This is a genomic window from Actinacidiphila bryophytorum, from assembly GCF_016916835.1.
GTDB lineage: Bacteria > Actinomycetota > Actinomycetes > Streptomycetales > Streptomycetaceae > Actinacidiphila > Actinacidiphila bryophytorum.
Window position 1 is genome coordinate 53658 of record NZ_JAFFIX010000004.1, and the last position, 20076, is coordinate 73733.

At 74.7% G+C, this 20076-nt stretch carries 17 protein-coding genes; 8 read left to right on the forward strand and 9 right to left on the reverse strand.

Annotated elements, in window-relative coordinates; all coding sequences use genetic code 11:
* Positions 1 to 6: 6 nt before the first annotated feature.
* The 8 genes from JT723_RS07570 to JT723_RS07605 all read right to left on the reverse strand — a co-directional run bounded on the left by JT723_RS07570 (position 7) and on the right by JT723_RS07605 (position 10278).
* Positions 7 to 1209, reverse strand: a complete 1203-nt coding sequence (locus JT723_RS07570; RefSeq protein WP_251513287.1) for a GNAT family N-acetyltransferase — start codon at positions 1207 to 1209, stop codon at positions 7 to 9.
* Positions 1206 to 1805 (reverse strand): lipopolysaccharide biosynthesis protein, encoded by a 600-nt coding sequence (locus JT723_RS07575; protein ID WP_240165252.1) that lies wholly within the window; start codon positions 1803 to 1805, stop codon positions 1206 to 1208. The genes JT723_RS07570 and JT723_RS07575 overlap by 4 nt, the downstream gene beginning before the upstream one ends.
* Before the next feature lie 8 nt (positions 1806 to 1813).
* Positions 1814 to 2932, reverse strand: coding sequence for a glycosyltransferase (locus tag JT723_RS07580; RefSeq protein ID WP_205043713.1), 1119 nt, complete (start codon positions 2930 to 2932; stop codon positions 1814 to 1816).
* Between the two features lie 552 nt (positions 2933 to 3484).
* Complete coding sequence (locus JT723_RS07585; protein WP_205043714.1) at positions 3485 to 4219, reverse strand: polysaccharide deacetylase family protein; 735 nt, start codon at positions 4217 to 4219, stop codon at positions 3485 to 3487.
* On the reverse strand, positions 4209 to 5771 hold the full coding sequence (locus JT723_RS07590) for a lipid II flippase MurJ (protein WP_205043715.1): 1563 nt from the start codon (positions 5769 to 5771) through the stop codon (positions 4209 to 4211). Before JT723_RS07590 ends, JT723_RS07585 begins: the two co-directional genes overlap by 11 nt.
* A complete protein-coding gene (locus JT723_RS07595) occupies positions 5768 to 7222 on the reverse strand; it encodes an O-antigen ligase family protein (RefSeq protein WP_205043716.1) in 1455 nt (484 codons plus the stop codon). Before JT723_RS07595 ends, JT723_RS07590 begins: the two co-directional genes overlap by 4 nt.
* 6 nt (positions 7223 to 7228) lie before the next feature.
* Positions 7229 to 8605 (reverse strand): sugar transferase, encoded by a 1377-nt coding sequence (locus tag JT723_RS07600; protein ID WP_251513284.1) that lies wholly within the window; start codon positions 8603 to 8605, stop codon positions 7229 to 7231.
* A 452-nt stretch (positions 8606 to 9057) separates the two neighbouring features.
* Complete coding sequence (locus JT723_RS07605) at positions 9058 to 10278, reverse strand: glycosyltransferase family 4 protein (protein ID WP_240165253.1); 1221 nt, start codon at positions 10276 to 10278, stop codon at positions 9058 to 9060.
* Between the two features lie 379 nt (positions 10279 to 10657).
* Between JT723_RS07605 and JT723_RS07610 the strand changes: the two genes are divergently transcribed.
* From JT723_RS07610 to JT723_RS07645, 8 genes are all read left to right on the forward strand, one after another.
* Positions 10658 to 11068, forward strand: coding sequence for a rodlin (locus JT723_RS07610; protein WP_205043718.1), 411 nt, complete (start codon positions 10658 to 10660; stop codon positions 11066 to 11068).
* 323 nt (positions 11069 to 11391) lie between these two features.
* Positions 11392 to 11586 (forward strand): chaplin, encoded by a 195-nt coding sequence (locus JT723_RS07615; RefSeq protein ID WP_205044008.1) that lies wholly within the window; start codon positions 11392 to 11394, stop codon positions 11584 to 11586.
* 144 nt (positions 11587 to 11730) lie between these two features.
* Positions 11731 to 12279, forward strand: coding sequence for a chaplin (locus JT723_RS36075; protein ID WP_205043719.1), 549 nt, complete (start codon positions 11731 to 11733; stop codon positions 12277 to 12279).
* Positions 12280 to 12445: 166 nt separating this feature from the next.
* Complete coding sequence (locus tag JT723_RS07625; protein ID WP_205043720.1) at positions 12446 to 12811, forward strand: hypothetical protein; 366 nt, start codon at positions 12446 to 12448, stop codon at positions 12809 to 12811.
* A 137-nt stretch (positions 12812 to 12948) separates the two neighbouring features.
* Entirely contained in the window at positions 12949 to 13356 is a 408-nt protein-coding gene (locus JT723_RS07630; protein ID WP_205043721.1) for a rodlin, read from the forward strand.
* A gap of 167 nt (positions 13357 to 13523) precedes the next feature.
* A complete protein-coding gene (locus JT723_RS07635) occupies positions 13524 to 14507 on the forward strand; it encodes a GlxA family transcriptional regulator (RefSeq protein ID WP_251513281.1) in 984 nt (327 codons plus the stop codon).
* Between the two features lie 2 nt (positions 14508 to 14509).
* The gene (locus tag JT723_RS07640) at positions 14510 to 15145 is read left to right on the forward strand and encodes a DJ-1/PfpI family protein (protein ID WP_205043723.1); all 636 of its coding nucleotides are present in this window, start codon (positions 14510 to 14512) and stop codon (positions 15143 to 15145) included.
* A gap of 437 nt (positions 15146 to 15582) precedes the next feature.
* Positions 15583 to 19620, forward strand: a complete 4038-nt coding sequence (locus tag JT723_RS07645; RefSeq protein WP_251513279.1) for a bifunctional nitrate reductase/sulfite reductase flavoprotein subunit alpha — start codon at positions 15583 to 15585, stop codon at positions 19618 to 19620.
* A gap of 37 nt (positions 19621 to 19657) precedes the next feature.
* Here the strand turns inward: JT723_RS07645 and JT723_RS07650 are convergent, their stop codons facing one another.
* Positions 19658 to 20071 carry an SHOCT domain-containing protein gene (locus JT723_RS07650; RefSeq protein WP_205043724.1) on the reverse strand — a complete coding sequence of 138 codons (414 nt, stop codon included), beginning with the start codon at positions 20069 to 20071 and terminating at the stop codon, positions 19658 to 19660.
* Positions 20072 to 20076 lie beyond the last annotated feature (5 nt).

Sequence of the window (20076 nt, forward strand, 5' to 3'; positions counted from 1 at the left end):
CGTGCCTCACGCCCGCCGCGCCCGCAGGTCGTTGAGCCGGGCACGCCAGGCCCGCAGGGCGGGCAGCCTGGCCGCGGCGGCCCGCGCCAGCCGGGTGCGGCCGCCCGCCAGCGCATGGCGGGCGGCCAGGACAGGGCCGAGCGGGCGGGCGGCGAGCAGCAGCCGCTCGTTGGCCACGTGCGCGGGCCGCCAGTGGAATTTGTGCGGCTCCGCGCCCCGCAGCAGCGTCAGCACGGGCCGTCCCGCGCCCGCCGCATGGCGTACGCCGTGCCGCATCAGCAGCGTCGTCACGTCGACCCTGGTGCCGCGCAGGTCCGGGTGGGCGCCGTAGAGGTAGCCGCCGGCCAGGGCCGGCGACAGCACGGTCAGGTTCGCCGCGACGACCCTGCCGCCGACGCTGAATTCGGTGACCACCGCGTCGCCCGCCGCCACCATCGCGCCCGCCGCCCGCGCCAGGTGCTCGGCGAACCGCGGCCGCACGTGCTCGGGCGTCACCCCGCGGCCCTCCCACTGCATATGGTGCAGCCGCAGCATGGTGGCCACCGCGTCCGCCACCTCGTGCGCGGGCACGTCCCGCTCGGTCACCCCTGCCGCGTCGAGCCTGCGCAGGTTGGACCTGATGCGCTGCCCGCGGGAACTCCCCACCCGTGCGACCAGCCCGTCCATCGGCAGCCCCGGCAGCTCCAGGCACACCGAGTCGGTGCCGCGCCGCTTCGGCCCCCGCCACGCCTCGTACAGCGCCATGGCCGCGGCGCCCGGCCGCACCTCGCGCAGGTCGACCACCGCACCGCGTGCGGCCCGCCGCACCCCCGCCGCGAGCGCCGCGACGACGTCCGCGTCGGGTGCGCCACCGCCGGCCCCGGGGACCACCAGGACGTCGGCGTAGTCCGTGATCGCACCACCGAGCGGCACCAGCACCGGCAGCGGGCGGTACGTCCGCTGCAGCGGCGCCGCCCCCACCAGCTCGCCCTGCCGACGCACCAGCACCACCCGCAGGCGGTCGCGGCCGGTGGCGTACGACAGCCACCACGAGTGCAGCCAGGCGTGGCTCTGGAAGGGCGTCGCCTGCGGGCAGCGCCGGTGCAGCGCCGTCCACTCGGCCGCGAGCCCCGCGAAGTCCCGCGGCTCGCGGCAGACGTCCACCACCAGGCCGCCCGCGCCGGCCCGCCCCGTCTCCCGGGCGGGGCCGGCGGTCAGTCCGGCGGTCACACGGTCTCCCGCGGCGCGGGCTCCTGTGCAGGCCCCGGTACGGCCGCCGCGCCGTCCGCGTCCTCGCGCCTGGGCGCCGGCCGCACCAGCAGGGCCAGGGCGCCCAGCAGCCCGCCCGCGCTCGCGCCCACCGCCGCGGAAAGGGCAGCGGAAGGCGAGGCGGGGGAGGACGGCGCGGCGGCGGGCGAGAAGACCAGCAGCCGCACCCCCGTGCTCGGGGCGCTGCGGTTGCCCGTCGCGGTCAGCGACTGCGCCACGGCGTTGGCGTAACGCGCCGCCGCCGCACCGCTCGACGCGGTACCCGTCACCGAGATCATGGGCGCGTCGGGCGACGTCTGCGCCTGTACGTGCTCGCGCAGCCGGTCCGCGGGCGTTCCGGCGGCGGCCTGAGCCCCCACGAGCACAGCCGAGCCGGTCACCACCCTGCCGTACGCCTGCGCGAAGCCAAGCGCCGTCGGCGAGTCGGCATGGCCGGGTACGACCATCACGTAACTGGTCGCCGCATATTGTGTCGGCGCGGCAATTGCGTAGCCGATACCGCCCAGCAGGCCGATACCCAGGCCCAGCGGGAGCGGAAGCCAGCGGGGTGCCTTCATGCGCGTGCTCATTTCTTCCTGGCGGACGCGAGAGCCGACTCGTACAGGGCCAGCACCCGGTCCGCGGTATGGGCGATGTGGTAGGTGTCGACGGCCGGCGGCACCGGCAGCCGGTCCGGACCGCCCGCCTGGCGCTGCCGGCCGATCGCCGCGGCCAACTCCCGCAGGCCCCCGCCGATCCGGCTCGCGCCGGGTGCGGCGTCCGGCGGCAGGTCCTCGATCGCGGGGCACGCCGCATAGAGCACCGGCAGTCCCGCAGCCAGCGCCTCCACCACGGCCAGCCCGAAGGCCTCCTCGGGGCTCGGCGACACGAACACGTCGGCTGCCGCCAGCACTTCCGGTACGTCCGGGCCGCCGTCCTGCGCGCTCACCACGCGGACCCGGTCCGCCGCGCCCAGGTCCGCGGCCAGTCGCAGCAGACCCTCGCGCTCGGGGCCGCCGCCCGAAAGCAGCAGCCATGTGCGGGGGTTCGCCGCCACGGCCCGCACCAGCAGGTCGAAACGCTTGGCCTGGACGAGCCGTCCCACGCCGGCCACGGTGTACGCCCCCGCCGGCAGCCCCAGGCGCCCGCGCACCGCCGCGCGCACGGCAGGGTCGTGGCGGAAACGGGCCGGGTCGATGCCGTTCGGGGCCAGGTGGATGCGGTCGTCGGCGACGCCCCACTCGCGCAGCCGCCGCGCCACCGTCGCCGACACGGCAGCGGTGCCGCTGCCCAGCCGCTCCGTCGCGCGGTACAGCGCGCGCGTGCCCGTGCTCAGCGGCCTCCCCTCGATCTGCGACTCCCCGAGCGAGTGCTCCGTCGCCACCACCGCGCGGACGCCCGCCAGGCGGGCGGCGATCCTGCCGTACACGCATGCGCGGTACAGGTGGGTGTGCACCACGTCGAAGCCGCCCGCCCGGATCACCCGCACCAGGCGGTGCACCGCCCGCAGGTCGCGGTTCCCCGCCATGCCCAAGTGGGTGACGGCGGTGCCGTCCGCCCTGATCCCGTCCGCGACCGCGCCCGGATTCGTCAACGTCACGACCCGGCACTCGACCTTCTCCGGCGGCAAGTGCCGCAACAACAACCGCAACTGCCCCTCGGCCCCGCCCACCCCGAGCCCCGTGATCACCTGCACCACCTTCACCACCTGCCCCCCGGACCGCGCCCCCACTGCACCGGCGCGGGTCCGCGGTGGCCGGTCGCGCAGTTCCCCGCGCCCCTGGGGGTGGTTGCGGTGCGTGTGCCCGTGCCGGTCCGCTGTGGCGTGTCGCGCCGTTCCCCGCGCCCCTGGGGGCGGTTGCGCCCGGTGCACTGGGGCGGGTGCGTCGTGGTTGCGCGCGCGGTTCCCCGCGCCCCTTGGGGTTGTTGCGCCCGTTGCGCTGGTGCGGGTGCGCGCGTGAGGCCTGGTCGTTGGCCACAGAGGGCGACCGCAACAGGGGCGCGGGGAACGGCGCGACCAGCCACGATGGCGCGGAAGATGGCAAGGTCACAGCAAGTGGCACTCACCCAGGGGCGCGGGGAACTGCGCGCGCAACCACGACGCACCGTCAGGTGGCCGGCGGGCGCGACAAGCCACAGCGCACCCGCAGGGGTGCACGCGCGGAACGCACAGCAGGGGCGCGGGGAACGGCGCGACCAGTCACGGCGGACCGGCATGCGGTGGAGGCGGGTGGGAATCTGCCCGTCGCGGCAGCGGCTAGGCATGGAGGGCCTCCCGCACGGCGGGAAAGGCGTGGAGGAGGCGCTTGGCGTGGAGCCGGGGAGAGGAGTCACGGTCGCCGACATATGTGCGCGCGAGCGCGTAGGTCCCGGTGAGGGCACCGGGCGCGACCCCGCACGCGTACCCGTACCCCGCGGAGCGGACCGCGTCGAGGGCGCGCTCGTCCACGGCACCGTAGGGGTAGCAGAAGCCCTCAGGAGCGCGCCCGGTGACCTCGGTCAGCAGTGCCCGGCTGTCCTGCACCTCGGCGGCGAGCCGCTGTTCGTCGACGGAGGCTGACGTGAGGTCGGTGTGGAGGAGCCCGTGGGATCCGACTTCCATGCCGGCGGAGCACACCGCCCGGATGCCCTGGGCGGTGAGGAGCGCTTTGCGCGGCCCGTCCGCGTCCCACGCGTTGGTACCGCCGAGCCGTCCTGGCAGGGCGAAGACGGTGGCGCGGTGGCCGTGTTCGAGCAGCAGCGGCACCGCGGTGGTGAGGAAGTCGTCGTAGCCGTCGTCGAAGGTGAGCCCGACGAGCCCGCGCCCGCGGCCTGCCGCGCGGGCGGCGAGGAGTTCGGCGACGCCGACGCCGGTGAGGCCGCGGCGCCGCAGCCAGCCGAGTTGTGCGGCGAGCCGCTGCGGGCTGACGGTGACGTGGTAGGGGTCGTCGCGGCAGTCGGCGACGGAGTGGTACATGAGCACCCAGGGTGCTTGCGTGGTGTCAGACGGCATGGTGCAGGCTCCGTACGGGTGCGCCGGCCGCGGCTGCTGCGGCGGCGAAGGCGAGCGGGACGGTGAGGCAGCAGGCGGCGGCGACGGCCGCTGCGGGGGCGCCGGCGGGCAGCAGCCGGGTGGTGCACCACCCGGCCCCGGTGGCGGCGGCCGCGGCGAGTGCGTAGCGGGACACGGCCGCGGTGAGTGCGGGGATGCGGACGGGGACGGCGCGGGCGGGCAGCCCGCGCAGCAGCAGGGCGGCGGTGAGGCTGATCCCGGCCGCATTGCCGGCGGCGATGCCGTAGGCGCCCCACGCGGTGACGGCGGCGGCGTCGGCGGCGGCGGTGACGCCGAGTCCCGCGGCCATGGCGGCGACGGGGTACCAGGTGGGCCGCCCCGCGGAGAAGTACGGGCGGATGAGCGCCCCGACGAGGCTCTGCCCGAGCAGCCCGAGTGCGTAGACGCGCATGACGGATGCGGTGGCGGCGGTGTCGGCGGCGTCGAAGGCGCCGCGCTGGAAGAGCGCCTGGACGATCTGCGGTGCGCAGGCGAGGACGTATGCGGTGCCGAGCAGGACGACGACGCAGGCGAGGGTGAGGTCGCGTTCGACGCGCTGCCTGGCGCCTTCGCGGTCGCCCTCGGCGAGGGCGCGGGCGACGACGGGGAAGGTGACGGTGCAGACCATGAGCGAGAGCACCATCGGCAACTGGGCGACCTTCTGGGCGTAGTTGAGGTGCGAGATGGCGCCTGCGGGCAGGTCGGCGGCGAAGAACCGTTCGACGAGGACTTGCGCCTGCCGTGTGAGGGCGAAGAGCACGACCGGTGCGACCACCGCCATGCCGACGGCGGCCGTCCGCCCTCCGGACGCGGGCGCGGACGCGGGCGCGGGCAGCGGGGGCAGGCGCAGGGCGCGGACGAAGGAGGGCAGCTGGACCAGCACCATGGCGGCGCCGCCGACGGCCACGCCCGCCGCGGCCGCCCGCACTCCCCACCGGGCGTGCAGGGCCAGCAGGGTGGTGATGATGGCCGCGTTGTAGGCGACGTAGACCGCCGCCGGGGGCAGGAAGCGGCGGTGGGCGCGGAGGGCGGCGCTGAGGTAGCCGGCCAGGCCGAAGGTGAGGACGGTCGCGGCGGTCAGCCGGGTGCAGCTGACGGCGAGCCGGGGGTCGGCGAGCCCGGGGGCGAGGAGGTGGACGACGAGGGGCGCGGCGGCGTACAGCGCGGCGGTTGCCGCCGCCAGCAGCGCGGCAAGGCGCGGCAATGTGCCGCGGACGAGGGCGGCCGCGCCGCCCTTGGCAAGGGCAGCGCTGAAAGCGGGCACGAGCAGCAGCGCCATCGCGTCCTCGATGAGGACGGTCGCGGCGAGTTCCGGCACCGTCCAGGCGACGAGGAAGGCGTCGCTGCCCGCGCCCGCGCCGAAGAGCCGGGCGATGACCTGGTCGCGTAGGAGGCCGAGCCCTGAGCCGGCCACGCTGAGGCCCGCGGTCAGTGCGGCGGCCCGCGCGACGAAGCTGCGGGGCGCCGCATGCCGCGCCCGCTCCCGCGCTCGTACGCGTACGACGTCGGTCATCGCGCGCCGCCGTCCTCGGGGTGCAGCGCCCACCACGCGGCAAGGCCGAGCAGCAGCGCGGTCAGCACGGTCGAGGGGCCGCCGATGTCGGCGTAGAGGAAGTCGGTGCACTGCCACAGCAGCAGCCCGACGGCGGCGAGCCCGGGTGCGCGCCCCGAACGCCGGGGGAATGTGCGCAGCCGCCGCAGGCCGAGCGCCAGGAGGGCCGCCCAGCCGCCGGCCAGCAGGGTGCAGCCGAGCAGGCCCTGCTCGCTCAGTGCGAGCAGGTACATGTTGTGCGGGGAGAGCAGGGGTTCGCGGGCGAAGGCCTGCCCGGCGCCCGCGGTGTCGCTGGCCGAGGACAGGGCGAGCCCCGCGTGGCCGTCGCGTTCCGCGGGGAAGCGCTTCAGGCCGACGCCGGTGGCGGGGTGTTCGCGCCACATGCCGAGCGCCGCGGCCCACAGGGTGTAGCGGTCGGTGACGGAGGGGTCGGGGGCGTCGGCGACCCGGGTGATGCTGGCGGCGCGTTCGCTGATCATGTGCGAGCCGACGCCGAGCCCGCCGACCACGACGACGGCGACCGCGGTGAGCGCGGCCAGCACGCGCACCGCCTGGCGCCGCCCGGCGAGCAGGATCATCACCAGGCACGCGGCGGCGGTGGCGATCCACGTGCCGCGGCTGAAGGACACCGCGAGCGGGACGACGAGCAGCGCGGCGCAGCACATCGCGGCGGGCCGCAGCCACCGCGGGGCGCCGGGGCGCGGCGGTACGAGCGCGTAGCCGACGGCGACGACCAGGCCGTACGCCACGACCGTGGCCATGCCCATCACGTCGGAGGGGCCGAAGGTGCCGACCGCGCGGACGTCCTCGCCCATGTACGAGGCGCCGCTGCCCGTCGCGTACTGCCAGGTGCCGATCGCGCCCTGGAGGAGGGCGAGCAGCACGATCGCGCCGGCGACGACGCCGAAGTCGCGTCGGTCGCGCAGCAGCAGCACCACGGCGGCGGGCACGGCGACGAAGACCTGCACATAGCGCAGGAATCCGGCGAGCCCGGCGCCCGGGTCGAGGGAGGTCGCGGCGGCGGCCGCGAAGCCGACGGCGGGTGCGCCGAGCACGGCTGCCGCCGCCGGGGTGAGCGGGCGCGCGCGGTCGCGCAGCGCCCGGACCACGGCGGTCGCGACGAGCACCGCGGAGGCGGCGTCGGCCGGGGTGACCTTGCCGGAGGTGCTGACGTCGCCGGTGCCGACCGGCGCGGCCAGCAGCAGCACGGTGGCCAGCGCGGGCAGCAGCGGCGCGAAGTGCCGCAGGCGGCGCAGGGCGGGCGTAGAAAGGCCCGGAAGGCCCGGAAGGCCCGGAAGGCCCGGGAGGCCCGGGAGGGCCGTGCTGCCGCGCGGCGGGCCGCCCGCGCGCGCACCGGGCGCCGCGGCCCCGGCGGCGGGCGGCGGGACGTGGCGGACAGGCCCTGGGGTCATGGCTGGTCAGCTCCCGCCGCAGCGGAACAGCGTGGCGGCCGTCCGCAGCAGGATCGACACGTCCTGCCACAGCGTCCAGCTGTCGATGTAGTGGTTGTCGAAGCGCGCGCGGTCGGCGATCGAGGTGTCGCCGCGCAGCCCGTGCACCTGGGCGAGCCCGGTGATGCCCGCGGGCATCCGGTGCCGGTCGGCGTAGCCGGGCAGGGTCTGGCTGAACTGGGCGACGAAGTAGGGGCGTTCCGGGCGCGGCCCGACCAGGCTCATGTCGCCCCGCAGCACGTTCCACAGCTGCGGCAGCTCGTCGAGGGAGGTGCGCCGCATCAGGCGGCCGGCGCGGCTCATGCGGTGGTCCTCGGCGATGTTCCACAATGTCGCCGACTCGTGCTCGTCCTCGGGGCGCAGGGTGCGGAACTTCAGCAGCGTGAACGGCCGCCCGTGCAGCCCGATCCGCTCCTGCCGGAAGATCACGCCGGGGCCGTCCGCCAGGCGCATGGCGAGCGCGCACGCGGCCAGCACCGGCGCCAGGCAGAGCAGTGCGGCGGCGGCGACCGCCGCGTCCAGCAGGCGCTTGCCGCCGCGGGCGGCGCGGCCGGCGGTCGGCGGGTACGGGTCGAGCCGGCGGCACGGGTGGCCCCACAGGTGGCCGGCGTCTGCGCCCTTGCCACGCCGTTCCGCGTCCACCTGCCAGAGCCGGCAGCCCTGCGCGGCCAGCAGGCGCACGGTCGCGGTGGTCCTGGCGTCCAGCGTGGCGGGTCCCGCGACGACCGCGTCCCTTACCGCGTTCTGGATCACCGCCCGGGTGACGTCGCCGGGCGAGGGCAGCACGGGCAGCACCGGCGGGGGTACGGGCGCGGCACCGTACGGCGACGCCATGTGCACGTTCTGCGGTGGTTGCGGCGGCGCGGGACGTACGGGCGCGGGCGCGGCCAGGCCCACCGGGCGCATCCCGTACTCGGGCCTGGCGTGCAGGACCGCGGCGATCCGGGCGGCGGAGGCGGCGTCGGCGCCGACGACCAGCGTCGAGGCGGGGCGCCTGCGGGCCATCCGGCGCCGCGTGCCGTAGACGGCGGCCCGCAGCCCGCCCGCGACGGCCACGGTCACCGCCACCGCCGCGGCCAGCCCCGCCCAGCCGGGCGCGCCGGGACCCGCAACGACCGCGAGCAGGCCCCAGGCCAGGACCGTACGCCAGGCCAGCCCCGGCAGCTCCGTGAACGCCCCGGGGGCGAAGCCCGGCCGGTACAGCCCGGCTCTGTGCTGCGTCAGCAGCAGGCACCCTGCGACCACGCACCCGGCGACCACCCCGTGCGGCACGGCGACGGCGACCCCGCCGACCGCCCCCGCACAGTCCGCCCCGGCCAGCACTCCCCCGACCCGCTCCCGCACGGCCCGATGCCGCGGCTGCCCCACCCCCCGCCTGCCGACCCCGGCATACCCCCGCCCCCGCACCCCACCCAGCGGCCTGCGCCCGTACGTGCGCGTGCCCCCCGGCCGGCTGCCGAGCCGCTCGTCGGCGCGGGTGGGGTCGTACGTGCGGGTGCGTGGCCGCTGTTGGGCGGCCGTGCGGGTGCCGTGCGTGTCGGGCGTCGGCCGGTTGCCCGGCCGGTTCTCGGGGCGGGTGGGGTCGTACGCGCGGGTCGCCGCGGGTTGTTGGGGGGCGGGGCGCATGCCCGGGCGGTCGTCGGGGCGGCCCGGGTCGTATGGGCGGGTGCCGTACGTGTCCGGCGACGGTCGGTTGACCGGGCGGTCCTCGTCCCGCGGGGGCTTTTCCGCGCGCGCCGGGTCGTACGTGCGGGTGGATGTCGGTTGTTGGGGCGCTGGTGGGGTGGGGTCGGGGGTCACCGGGGGAGCCGCCGGGCGCGGGCGGGGTGGGGGAGTGCCAGCACGTCGCGGTAGAGCGCCGCGGTCTCGGCCGCGGCTCTTGCCACGTCGTGGCGTTCGCGTGCCCGGGCCAGTGCGCGCAGCGACGCGGCCGTACGCAGCGGGTGGTCGGCCAGCAGCCGCTGGAGCGCCGCGGCGAGGGCGGCGGCGTCGTCCACCGGGACGGCGCAGGCGTCGGCGTCGGACGGGTGGAGCGCCTCACGGGCGCCGCTGACGTCGGTGGTGACCACCGGGCGCCCGCAGGCCATCGCTTCGAGCGGTGCCAGCGCCATGCCCTCCCACCGCGAGGGCAGCACCACGACGTCGGCGGCGCGATACCACGGCACCGTGTCGCGGGCTGCGCCCGCGAGCAGCACGCCGGGGGGCGCGTCGAGCAGCAGCCGGCGGTGGTCGGGGCCGTCGCCGACCAGGACGAGGCGGGCCTCGGGCACGGCCGCGGCGACGGCGGGCCAGGCCCGCAGCAGCACGTCCTGGCCCTTCTGCGGGCACAGCCGGCCGACGCACACCACCAGCGGCGTACCGGGTCCGACGTCGGACAGCGCGGGCAGCGCGGCCCTGACGGCGGCGCGGTCGGCGGCCGGGGTGAAACGGGCCAGGTCGACGCCGTTGCGCACCACGGCCCAGCGGGCGCGTACCCCGGCCGCCCGGCCGGCGAGGCACTCGGCGTCGCTGACGCACAGCACCCGGTCCGCCCAGCGCGCGGCGTACCGCTCCCAGGCGCGGGCGCCCGCGGCGGTGGCGCCGCCGACCGCGTCGAAGGACCAGGCGTGCGGCTGGAAGACGGTCGGCACCCGGCCGCGTACCGCGAGGCGTCCTGCGAGGCCCGCCTTGGCGCTGTGCAGGTGGAGCAGGTCGGGGCGTACCGCGCGGACCAGCCGGGCCGCCGCCGCCACTTCCCCGGCGAGCGCGGGTCCCGGCGCGCGGCGGGCCGGCCAGCGTACGACCTGCGCGCCGGCGCGGGCGGCGGCTTCCGGCAGCGTGTCGGGCGCCGGGACCAGCGGGTCCCGCGCCCGCGCCCGCCCCCCGGCGCCCGGGTCGGGGCAGCCGACGACGACGCGCGCTCCCGCGCGTACCTGCGCGCGGACCAGGTCCGCCACGACGCGGCCCACCCCGCCCTCGACGGGCTGGGCCATGTGCAGCACCGTCAGCCCGGCGAGTCCGTCCTGCTGTTGCGGCATCGCGCGCGGTTCTCCCTCTACGAGCCCGTCAAACCCCGCCACTCGGTCTCGCGGGGCGGCTGCGTGGACTCAACGAATACCGAGTCGGTCAGGTAATCCCCGGAAACAGGAATGCACGGTCGCAGAAGGTGCGTCGAAAATCACGTAAGCCGCGCTCACCGGCGCCTTGTTACCGCCTCTTGTGACGATCACACCGGCAGCGTGTTGACGTGGTGTCAACCGGGAGGCGGCGCACTCACCCCGCCGCCTGGCGCACGCGAGTGCCATGCCCGGCGATAGCCATTCGAGTGAAAGGTCATTACCAAACGCAGGCGCCGGTGTTGGACAGGCAGACCCGTCTTCCGGGGGCAATCTCACTCCAGTTCACAAAGGACCCACCGTGATCAAGAAGTTCCTCGCCACGGCCGCCGTGGCCGTCTCCGTCGCGGGCGTCTCGGCGTCGATCGCCCCGCAGGCGATGGCCATCGGCAACGACACCGGGACCACGACCGCCAACGGCAACGGTTCCGAGCAGAACTACGGCAACACCTACACCAGCGGCTACATGAGCCCGTCGTTCGCGCTGATCCAGGGCTCGCTCAACAAGCCCTGCATCGCCCTGCCGGCGAAGGCCAACCTGGGCTCGCTGGTCGGCGCGATCCCGATCACCGTCCAGGACATCAACGTCCTGTCGTCGCCGCAGAACCAGCAGTGCACCGAGAACTCGACCCAGTCGAAGGGCGACGAGCCGCTGTCGCACATCCTGGACAACATCCCGGTGCTGTCCGGGAACGGTGCCGGCAACAACTGAGGACGCGGCCGTCCGGGTTCCGCCAGGTCCCCTTTCGCGGCTCCGGCCGCCGGTGGAAATCCGGCAGCCGGAGCCGTTCCTCGTACCGGTAAGGCGAATCACGCCCTCCATTCGAGTGGATGATGCCACCCGAAGAAGAGCGGGGAGTCACCTACCGGCATCAATCGTCGTTGACCGGTCGGCGCGGTGTGCAGGTACTCGGGATTAACGGGTTCGCCGCCACGAAATCCGTGACGGCTCATGGCCGCCGCCGCCGGAAAAGGAGTAGAACCGTGAAGAAGCTCACCAAGGCCGCTGCATTCGCCGCGGGAACCGTGATCGCCATGGGCGTGGCCACCCCGGCCTTCGCCAGCTCGGGTGCGGGCGGCGTCGCCGCCCACTCGCCCGGCGTGCTGTCCGGCAACCTCATCCAGGTCCCGGTCCACGTGCCGGTCAACCTGTGCGGCAACACCGTCAACATCATCGCCCTGCTCAACCCGGCGTTCGGCAACACCTGCGTCAACGCCGACTCCCACTGAGGTCGACCGACGCAGAACCGGTCGGGCGCAACGCTCTGATCAGGTACCGCCCCGGGCCGAGTGCACACAGCACTCCGGGGCGGTCCGTCATCTGCACCACCTTTTGCACGACCCTGCACCATGCACGAGCGGAGAAGAGAGTCCATGCGACGACAGATTCTGAGCCGGAGTCTGCTCACCGTTGCTGCCGCGAGCAGCATCCTCGCCGTGACGGGCGGCTATGCGAGTGCCGACACCGACGCCCAGGGCGGCGGAGCCGATTCCGGCCATTCGGCTGACGATCATTCGGCCGACGACTATTCGGACGGAGCCACCGCGGACAGCAGCGCGCACGGCTCCCCCGGAGTGCTGTCGGGAAACAGCGTGAACATCCCCGTCGAGGCACCGGTGAACGTGTGCGGCAACTCCGTCGACGTGGCCGCACTGCTCAATGCGGTGAGCGGGAATTCCTGTGCGAACGGTGCGGCGCCCGCCCCCGTGGTGCCCGGTCCGCGGCACTCGGAGCCGCCCGCGCCCCAGGTCGACACGCCCGCGGCGCCCGCTCCCGCCCCCGAGGTGCAGTTGGCGGAGACCGGTACGTCGAGCGCCGCGGTGGGCACCGCGACCGGCGCGGGAGCCGCGCTGCTGCTGAGCGGCGCGATGCTCTACCGGCGTTCCACGCGGGCCGCGCGTATTCGCCGTACCTATTCCTGAGCCATTCACTGCCGATTTGCGGGAAGTCACGTCCGCACTATCGGGTGATTGTCACGCGGCGGGTCTGCACACAGTTTCCGTTGCAATCCGTAGTCGTTGTCCAAGAGACAGACATCCGGCGCTACCGAAAGGGTGGCAAGTGAAGTACTCGAAGGTTGCAGCGGTTGTGGCCGGCTCCGTGATGGCGGTCGGCGTGGGTGCGCCCGCGTTCGCCGACACCGTGAGCACCGACAACATGAGCACGATGCCCACCAGTATCAACGGTGGGGTCGAGCAGGCGCTCAACGAGCAGCCGCTGCAGAAGGCCGCCGACAGCGCGCAGGTCGACTCGACGCTGAACACCCTGACCCAGGCGACCGAACACCTCCGGGGCGACACCTCGGCCGACGCCCTCCTGGGGCAGGCGAGCACCGCCACCCAGGGCGTCGCCAAGTCCGGTCTCGGCGGTGCCGTGCCCGGCGCCTCGCTGCTGGGCGGGCTGCCGCTCGGCAGCCTGCCGCTGGCCGGCGTGCTCGGTGGTCTCGGCGGCTGACGACCCGTCACATCTCCGGCGCCCCCACTCCACCGTCGGAGTGAATCGCCGGAACCAAACCCCCCGTGAGCGGTTGATCAGATCGCTCAGACCTTCCTTCCACAACCGTGCAACCTCGCACCGCAAAGGGACATTCAATGATCAAGAAGATGCTGGCCGGAGCCGCCCTCGCCGCCTCGGTCGTCGCTGTCGGCGCCTCCGCCGCCCCGGCCATGGCGATCGGCGACGACTCGGGCACCACCACGGTCAACGGCAACGGCGCCGTGCAGAACTACGGCAACACCGTGACCAGCGGCACCGAGAGCCCGCAGATCGGCCTGGTCCAGGGCACCCTGAACAAGCCCTGCGTCGGTCTGCCGGTCAAGGCGAACGTGGGCTCGCTCATCGGCTTCATCCCGGTCACCGTCCAGGACATCAACGTCCTGTCGTCGCCGCAGAACCAGCAGTGCGCCGAGAACTCGACCCAGGCCAAGGGCGACGAGCCGCTGTCGCACATCATCGACAACATCCCGGTCCTGTCCGGCAACGGCGTCAACAACAGCTGACCCCTGCTCGACCAGCACCACCAGTACCACCAGCACTACCTGCTCCACCTGTTCCGCCAGGGCCGTCGGCGATCTCGCGCCGGCGGCCCTTTCGCCGTCCGCCGATGGCAGGAAAGGTGGGAAACTCGTCATTGCCGCCATCCGGGCGCACTGCAAGGCTGAACGGTGTGACCACCCGTGACGTGCTCATCGTGCTCTTCGAGGGCGTGCAGAGCCTCGACGTGACCGGCCCGCTCGAAGTCTTCGCGGTCGCCGCGGACCTGGCCCCGCAGGCCCCTGCGCAGGACGCCGGCCCGCCCGCGTACCGGATCAGGACCGCGGCGCTCGGCGGCGGTCCGGTACGCACCTCCGCCGGGCTGCGGCTGCTGCCGGACGAGGACCTGCGGACCGCCGCGGTGCCCGACGTCCTGCTGGTGCCCGGCGGCCACGGCACGCACCCCGCCGACCCCGAGGTCGTGGCACGGGTCGCAGAACTCGCCGCCGGCGCCGGGCGCGTCGTGTCGGTGTGCACCGGCGCCTTCCTGCTGGCCGCCGCGGGCCTGCTCGACGGCCGCCGGGCCACGACGCACTGGGCGTACTGCGGCACCCTCGCCCGCCGCTACCCGCAGATCACCGTCGACCCCGAGCCGATCTTCGTTCGGGACGGCCGGTACGCCACCTCCGCCGGTGTCACCGCGGGCATCGACCTGGCGCTCGCCCTGGTCGAGGAGGACCTGGGCCGGGACCTCGCCCTCGCCGTCGCCCGCGGCCTGGTGGTCTTCCTGCGCAGGCCCGGCAGCCAGGCGCAGTTCAGCACGCAGCTGGCCGCGCAGGTCGCGCAGCGGCACCCGCTGCGCGAGGTCCAGCGCTGGATCACCGAGCACCCCGACGCCGACCTGTCGGTGGCCGCGCTCGCCGAGCGCGCCGCCCTCTCACCGCGGCAGTTCGCCCGCGCCTTCCGCGCCGAGGTCGGCGTCACACCCGGCCAGTACGTCGACAGGACCCGCCTGGAGGCGGCCCGCCGGCTGCTGGAGGACACCGGCTCCGGGGTCGCGGAGATCGCCCGCGCCGCCGGCTACGGCACCGCCGAGGCCATGCGCCGCGCCTTCGTCCGCACGCTGTCGGTCCCACCGGCGGAATACCGCAGGCGCTTCCACTCTGTCAGGAGCTGACCATGCAGATTGCCGTACTGCTCTACGAGGGGTTCACCGCGCTCGACACGGTCGGACCGTACGAGATCCTGTCGCGCATCCCCGGCGCCGAGGTGGTCTTCACCGCGGCCGAGGCCGGGCCTGTGCGCACCGACATGGGCAGCCTCGCGCTGACCGCCGACCTCCCGCTGGCCGAGGTCACCGCACCCGACCTGCTCGTCGTGCCCGGCGGCCCCGGCACCGAGCAGGCGCTCGGCGACACCGCCGTACTCGACTGGCTGCGGGCCGCCGACGCCACGACGACCTGGACGACGTCCGTGTGCTCCGGCTCGCTGCTGCTGGCCGGGGCGGGCCTGCTGCGCGGGCGGCGGGCCGCCTCGCACTGGATCACCCTGGAGCACCTGCCGCTCTTCGGCGCCGAGCCGAGCACGGACCGGGTCGTCTTCGACGGCAAGTACGCCACGTCCGCCGGCGTCTCGGCCGGCATCGACCTGGCCCTCCAGCTGGCCGGCCGCCTCGCCGGCGACGCAGTGGCCGAGGCCATCCAACTGGTCGTGGAGTACGCCCCCGATCCCCCCTACGCCTGCGGCTCCGCCCTCACCGCACCCCCCACCCTGCTCGCCTCCCTCCGCGCCTCCAACCTCGTAGTCCACGCCTGATCATCTTCCCCGCCGAGGACAGACGTTTCTCAGGGGCGCGGGGAACTGCGCGCCCAGCTCCGATGGCGCTGCGGGCGAAGGCGGCCCGCAAGGGGCAGGACCTGAGGGGCGCTGGGGGTACCCCAGGTGAAGCTCTGGGGGGCGGAACTGCGCGCCAAGCCACGGTGCAGCCGCAGGCAAGTCACGCACCACACAGTGGCAATCACCCGACAAGTCGTCCGGGGCCGAACCCCGCGCCCCCCGGCGGGGGGAACACGCGCGCCCCCCGCGGGGAAAGGGTGACTGCCCTCCGCGAGGGCGCCGCTGCTCACACGCACAGGCCCCCGCCTGTGCAGAGGGTGTAACCGCGGGCGGCCCGCGGAGTGACCGCCGCGTAATGGCGGCTTCGTAGCGTCGGGCTGGCGCGGCCGCGGGGGCCGCGGAGGGAGGACCCGCGGGTGGGCACGACGGTGGGCACGACAGTGCGGACGGTGTGCTCGTACTGCGGCGTCGGCTGCGGCCTCCTCCTGGACGTCGGGGCAGGCCCCGACGGCCACCGCACCGTACTGAAGGCCGTCGGCGACAAGTCGCATCCGGCGAACCACGGCCGCCTGTGCACCAAGGGCGCCACGACGGCGGACATGCTGTCGGCGCCGGGCAGGCTGGATCGGGCGCTGGTGCGGGCGGAGCGCGGCGCCGAGGCCGTACCGTCGCCCGCCGCTGAGGCGATCGCCGAGACCGGCCGCCGGCTGCGGGCGATCGTCGACGAGCACGGCCCGGACGCGGTGGCCCTGTACGTGTCGGGCCAGCTGAGCCTTGAGGCGCAGTACCTGGCGAACAAGCTGGCCAAGGGCTTCGTCGGCACGAACCAGATCGAGTCGAACTCCCGGCTGTGCATGGCGAGCGCCGGCAGCGGCTACAAGCTGTCGCTGGGCGCGGACGGCCCGCCCGGGTCGTACGAGGACCTGGACCGCGCCGACGTCTTCCTGGTCATCGGCTCGAACATGGCCGACTGCCATCCGATCCTCTTCCTGCGCATGATGGAGCGGGTCAAGGCGGGCGCCAAGCTGATCGTGGTGGACCCGCGGCGCACCGCGACCGCCGCGAAGGCGGACCTCTTCCTGCAGATCCGCCCGGGCACGGACCTGGCCCTGCTCAACGGCCTGCTGCACCTGCTGCACGAGAACGGCGACACCGACGAGGACTTCATCGCCCGCTGGACCGAGGGCTGGGAGGCGATGCCCGGTTTCCTCGCCGACTACCCGCCGGCGGCCGTCGCCGCCACCACCGGCATTCCGGAGGCGGACATCCGGCGGGCCGCCGAGCTGATCGGCGGCGCGGCCGAGTGGACGAGCTGCTGGACGATGGGGCTCAACCAGTCCACGCACGGCACCTGGAACACCAACGCGCTGATCAACCTGCACCTGGCGACGGGTGCGATCTGCCGCCCCGGCAGCGGCCCGTTCTCGCTCACCGGCCAGCCGAACGCGATGGGCGGCCGGGAGATGGGCTACATGGGTCCCGGCCTGCCCGGCCAGCGCTCGGTGCTGGTCGCGGAGGACCGGGCCTTCGCCGAGCAGCTGTGGGGGCTGCCGCCGGGCACCGTGCGGGCCGACGGTGTCGGGCGCGGCACCGTGGAGCTGTTCCGGCGCATGGCGGACGGCGAGATCAAGGCCTGCTGGATCATGTGCACCAACCCCGTCGCGTCGGTCGCGAACCGCCGCACCGTCATCGAGGGCCTGGAGGCGGCCGAGTTCGTCGTCACGCAGGACGTGTTCGCCGACACCGAGACCAACGCGTACGCCGACATCGTGCTGCCCGGCGCGATGTGGACGGAGTCCGACGGCGTCATGGTCAACAGCGAGCGCAACCTCACCCTCGCCCGGCAGGTCGTGGACCCGCCAGGCGAGGCGCTGCCCGACTGGCGGATCATCGCCGAGGTGGCGCGCGCGATGGGCTACGGCGACGCCTTCGACTACGCGGGGCCCGAGGACGTCTTCGACGAGATCCGCCGCGCCTGGAACCCGGTCACCGGCTACGACCTGCGGGGCGTGACGTACGAGCGGCTGCGCGGCACCCCCGTGCAGTGGCCGGCGCCCACCGCGGACGGGCGGGACCGCAACCCGATCCGCTACGTCGAGGGCGACGGCCTGCGCTTCCCGACGCCCAGCGGCCGGGCGGTCTTCCACGCCAGACCGCACGTGCCGCCGGCCGAGATGCCCGACGACGACTTCCCCTTCGTGCTCAACACCGGCCGCCTGCAGCACCAGTGGCACACCCTGACCAAGACCGGCAAGGTCGCCAGGCTCAACAAGCTCAACCCCGGCCCCTTCGTGGAGCTGCACCCGCGGGACGCCGCCGAGCTGGGCATCGCCGAGGGCGACGCCGTCGAGGTCGCCTCGCGGCGCGGCCGTGCGGTGCTGCCCGCGGTGCTCACCGACCGGGTGCTGCCGGGCTGCTGCTTCGCGCCCTTCCACTGGAACGACCTCTTCGGCGAGTACCTCAGCGTCAACGCCGTCACCAGCGACGCGGTCGACCCGGTGTCCTTCCAGCCGGAGTTCAAGGTGTGCGCGGTGTCGCTGACCAGGGTCGCGGCACCCGCCCCTGCCCCCGATCCCGTCGCACTGCCCGCCGTGGAGCGGGGGGTCGCCGCGGCCGGGCAGGTCTTCGGCGTGACCGACATGGCGCCGCCGGTCCTGGCGGAGCACGAACGCCGCTACCTGATGGGCTTCCTGGCCGGTATCAGCTCGGGCCTTGCCGGGGTGCCGGTACTGCCGACCGAGGCGCCCTTCACACCCGAGCACCGGCTGTGGGTCAACGGGGCGCTCGCCGGCATGTACTCGCGGCAGCCCGCGGCACCCGACCCCGCCGCCGGCGGCGACGTACCGCAGTCCGGCCGGGAGGTGGTGGTGCTGTGGGCCTCGCAGACCGGCAACGCCGAGGACTTCGCCGCCGCCGCGGCCGAGCGCCTCACCGGCACAGGGCACCGCGCCACCCTGCTCGGCATGGCCGACGCCTCGCCCGCGGCGCTGCCCGCCACCGCCGACCTGCTGCTGATCACCAGCACCTTCGGTGACGGCGACGCCCCCGACAACGGCACCGGCTTCTGGGACGCCCTCACCGCCCCCGACACCCCCCGCCTCGACGGCCGCCGCTTCGCCGTGCTGGCCCTCGGCGACTCCTCCTACGACGACTTCTGCGGGCACGGCCGCCGGCTCGACGAACGCCTCGGCGAGCTGGGCGGCGTACGCCTGGCGCCGCGCACCGACTGCGAGCCGGACTACGAGACGTCAGCGCTGGCCTGGCTCGACCGGGTGCTCGGCGCCCTCGCGGACAGCCCGGCGCCGCCCGCCGCCGCACCCGCGGCTCCGGTGCGCAAGGCCGCGGGCGGCACCGCGCGCCTGACCGGCAACGTCCTGCTGAGCCGCCAGGGCGCCGCCAAGGAAGTGCGCCGCTTCACCTTCGACACCCGCGACAGCGCGGTCCCGCTGCCCTACGAGGCCGGCGACGCGCTCGGCGTCATGCCCGTCAACTCCCCCGCCCTGGTGGACGAGTGGCTCGCCGTGGCCGGCCTCGACGCGCACACCGCGATCACCGTGCCGGGCGTCGGCGACGTACCGCTCGGCGAGGCGCTGCACCGGCACCTGGACATCACCAGGATCAGCCCCGACCTGCTGCGCTTCGTCGCCGACCGCACCCACGACCGGGTCCTGAAGAAGCTGCTGCGGCCCGACAACAAGGACGAGCTGGCCAAGTGGTCCTGGGGCCGGCAGGCCGTCGACGTCGTCGCCGAATACGCCGTCAAGGCCCGCGCCGACGAATGGGCCGGGGTGCTCAGGCGGCTCCAGCCGCGCCTGTACTCGATATCGTCCAGCCCGCTGACCGACCCCGAGCACATCGCGGTGACGGTCTCCGTCGTGCGCTACGACAACCCCGAGGGCCGCCCCCGCGGCGGTGTCTGCTCACCCTTCCTCGCCGACGCCGAACCGGGTACGACAGTGCCCGTCCACGTCCGCCGCACGCCGGGGTTCCGCCCGCCCGCCGACCCCTCGATCCCCATGATCATGGTCGGCCCCGGCACCGGCGTCGCCCCCTTCCTCGGCTTCCTCGACGAGCGCCGCGCCCGCGGCCACCGCGGCCCCAACTGGCTCTTCTTCGGCGAGCAGCACCGGGCCACCGACTTCTACTACGAGGACGACCTGGCCGCCCGCCTCGCCGACGGCACCCTGACCCGCCTCGACACGGCCTTCTCCCGGGATCAGCGGGCCAAGGTCTACGTCCAGGACCGGATGCGCGAGCACGGCCCGCTCCTGTGGTCCTGGCTCCAGGACGGCGCGCACTTCTACGTGTGCGGCGACGCCGCCCGCATGGCCAAGGACGTCGACCAGGCCCTGCGCGCCATCGCCACCACCCACGGCGGCCTGTCCCCCGAGGCGGCAACCGCGTACGTCAAGGCCCTGGCGGCCGACAAGCGCTACGTCCGCGACGTCTACTAGGCGCCGCCCCCCCCGCGGCCCTCAGGCCCTCAGGCACTCAGCTGAGGATCTTCTGCTTCGCCTGCTGGAACTCCTCCTCCGACAGGTGCCCGGCACTCTTCATCTCGGCGAGCTTGGCCAGCTCGTCGGCGGAGGACCCGCCCCCTGAACCGGCGGTCTTGCGGATGTACTCGTCCACCTCGTGCTGCTGCGACTTGGCGTGCTGCGCCTCCCGGCGCCCCATACCGGCGCCGCGCACACAGACGTAGACGAAGACGCCCAGGAAGGGCAGCAGCACCACGAAGACCAGCCAGCCGGTCTTGGCCCAGCCGCTCAGCGAGTCGTCGCGGAAGAGGTCGGCGATGATCCGGAAGAGCAGGAAGATCCACAGCACCCACAGGAAGACCCACATGGCGGTCCAGAAGGCGCCGAGCACGGGGTAGTCGTAGGCGAGATACACGGTGTTGTTCATGGCGG

Bases quoted from the DNA above. Each gene is read 5' to 3' on its own strand.
- JT723_RS07575 (WP_240165252.1), bottom strand. From the start codon at position 1,805: ATGAAGGCACCCCGCTGGCTTCCGCTCCCGCTGGGCCTGGGTATCGGC.
- JT723_RS07585 (WP_205043714.1), bottom strand. From the start codon at position 4,219: ATGCCGTCTGACACCACGCAAGCACCCTGGGTGCTCATGTACCACTCC.
- JT723_RS07590 (WP_205043715.1), bottom strand. From the start codon at position 5,771: ATGACCGACGTCGTACGCGTACGAGCGCGGGAGCGGGCGCGGCATGCG.
- JT723_RS07595 (WP_205043716.1), bottom strand. From the start codon at position 7,222: ATGACCCCAGGGCCTGTCCGCCACGTCCCGCCGCCCGCCGCCGGGGCC.
- JT723_RS07605 (WP_240165253.1), bottom strand. From the start codon at position 10,278: ATGCCGCAACAGCAGGACGGACTCGCCGGGCTGACGGTGCTGCACATG.
- JT723_RS07615 (WP_205044008.1), top strand. From the start codon at position 11,392: ATGGGCGTGGCCACCCCGGCCTTCGCCAGCTCGGGTGCGGGCGGCGTC.
- JT723_RS36075 (WP_205043719.1), top strand. From the start codon at position 11,731: ATGCGACGACAGATTCTGAGCCGGAGTCTGCTCACCGTTGCTGCCGCG.
- JT723_RS07630 (WP_205043721.1), top strand. From the start codon at position 12,949: ATGATCAAGAAGATGCTGGCCGGAGCCGCCCTCGCCGCCTCGGTCGTC.
- JT723_RS07640 (WP_205043723.1), top strand. From the start codon at position 14,510: ATGCAGATTGCCGTACTGCTCTACGAGGGGTTCACCGCGCTCGACACG.
- JT723_RS07650 (WP_205043724.1), bottom strand. From the start codon at position 20,071: ATGAACAACACCGTGTATCTCGCCTACGACTACCCCGTGCTCGGCGCC.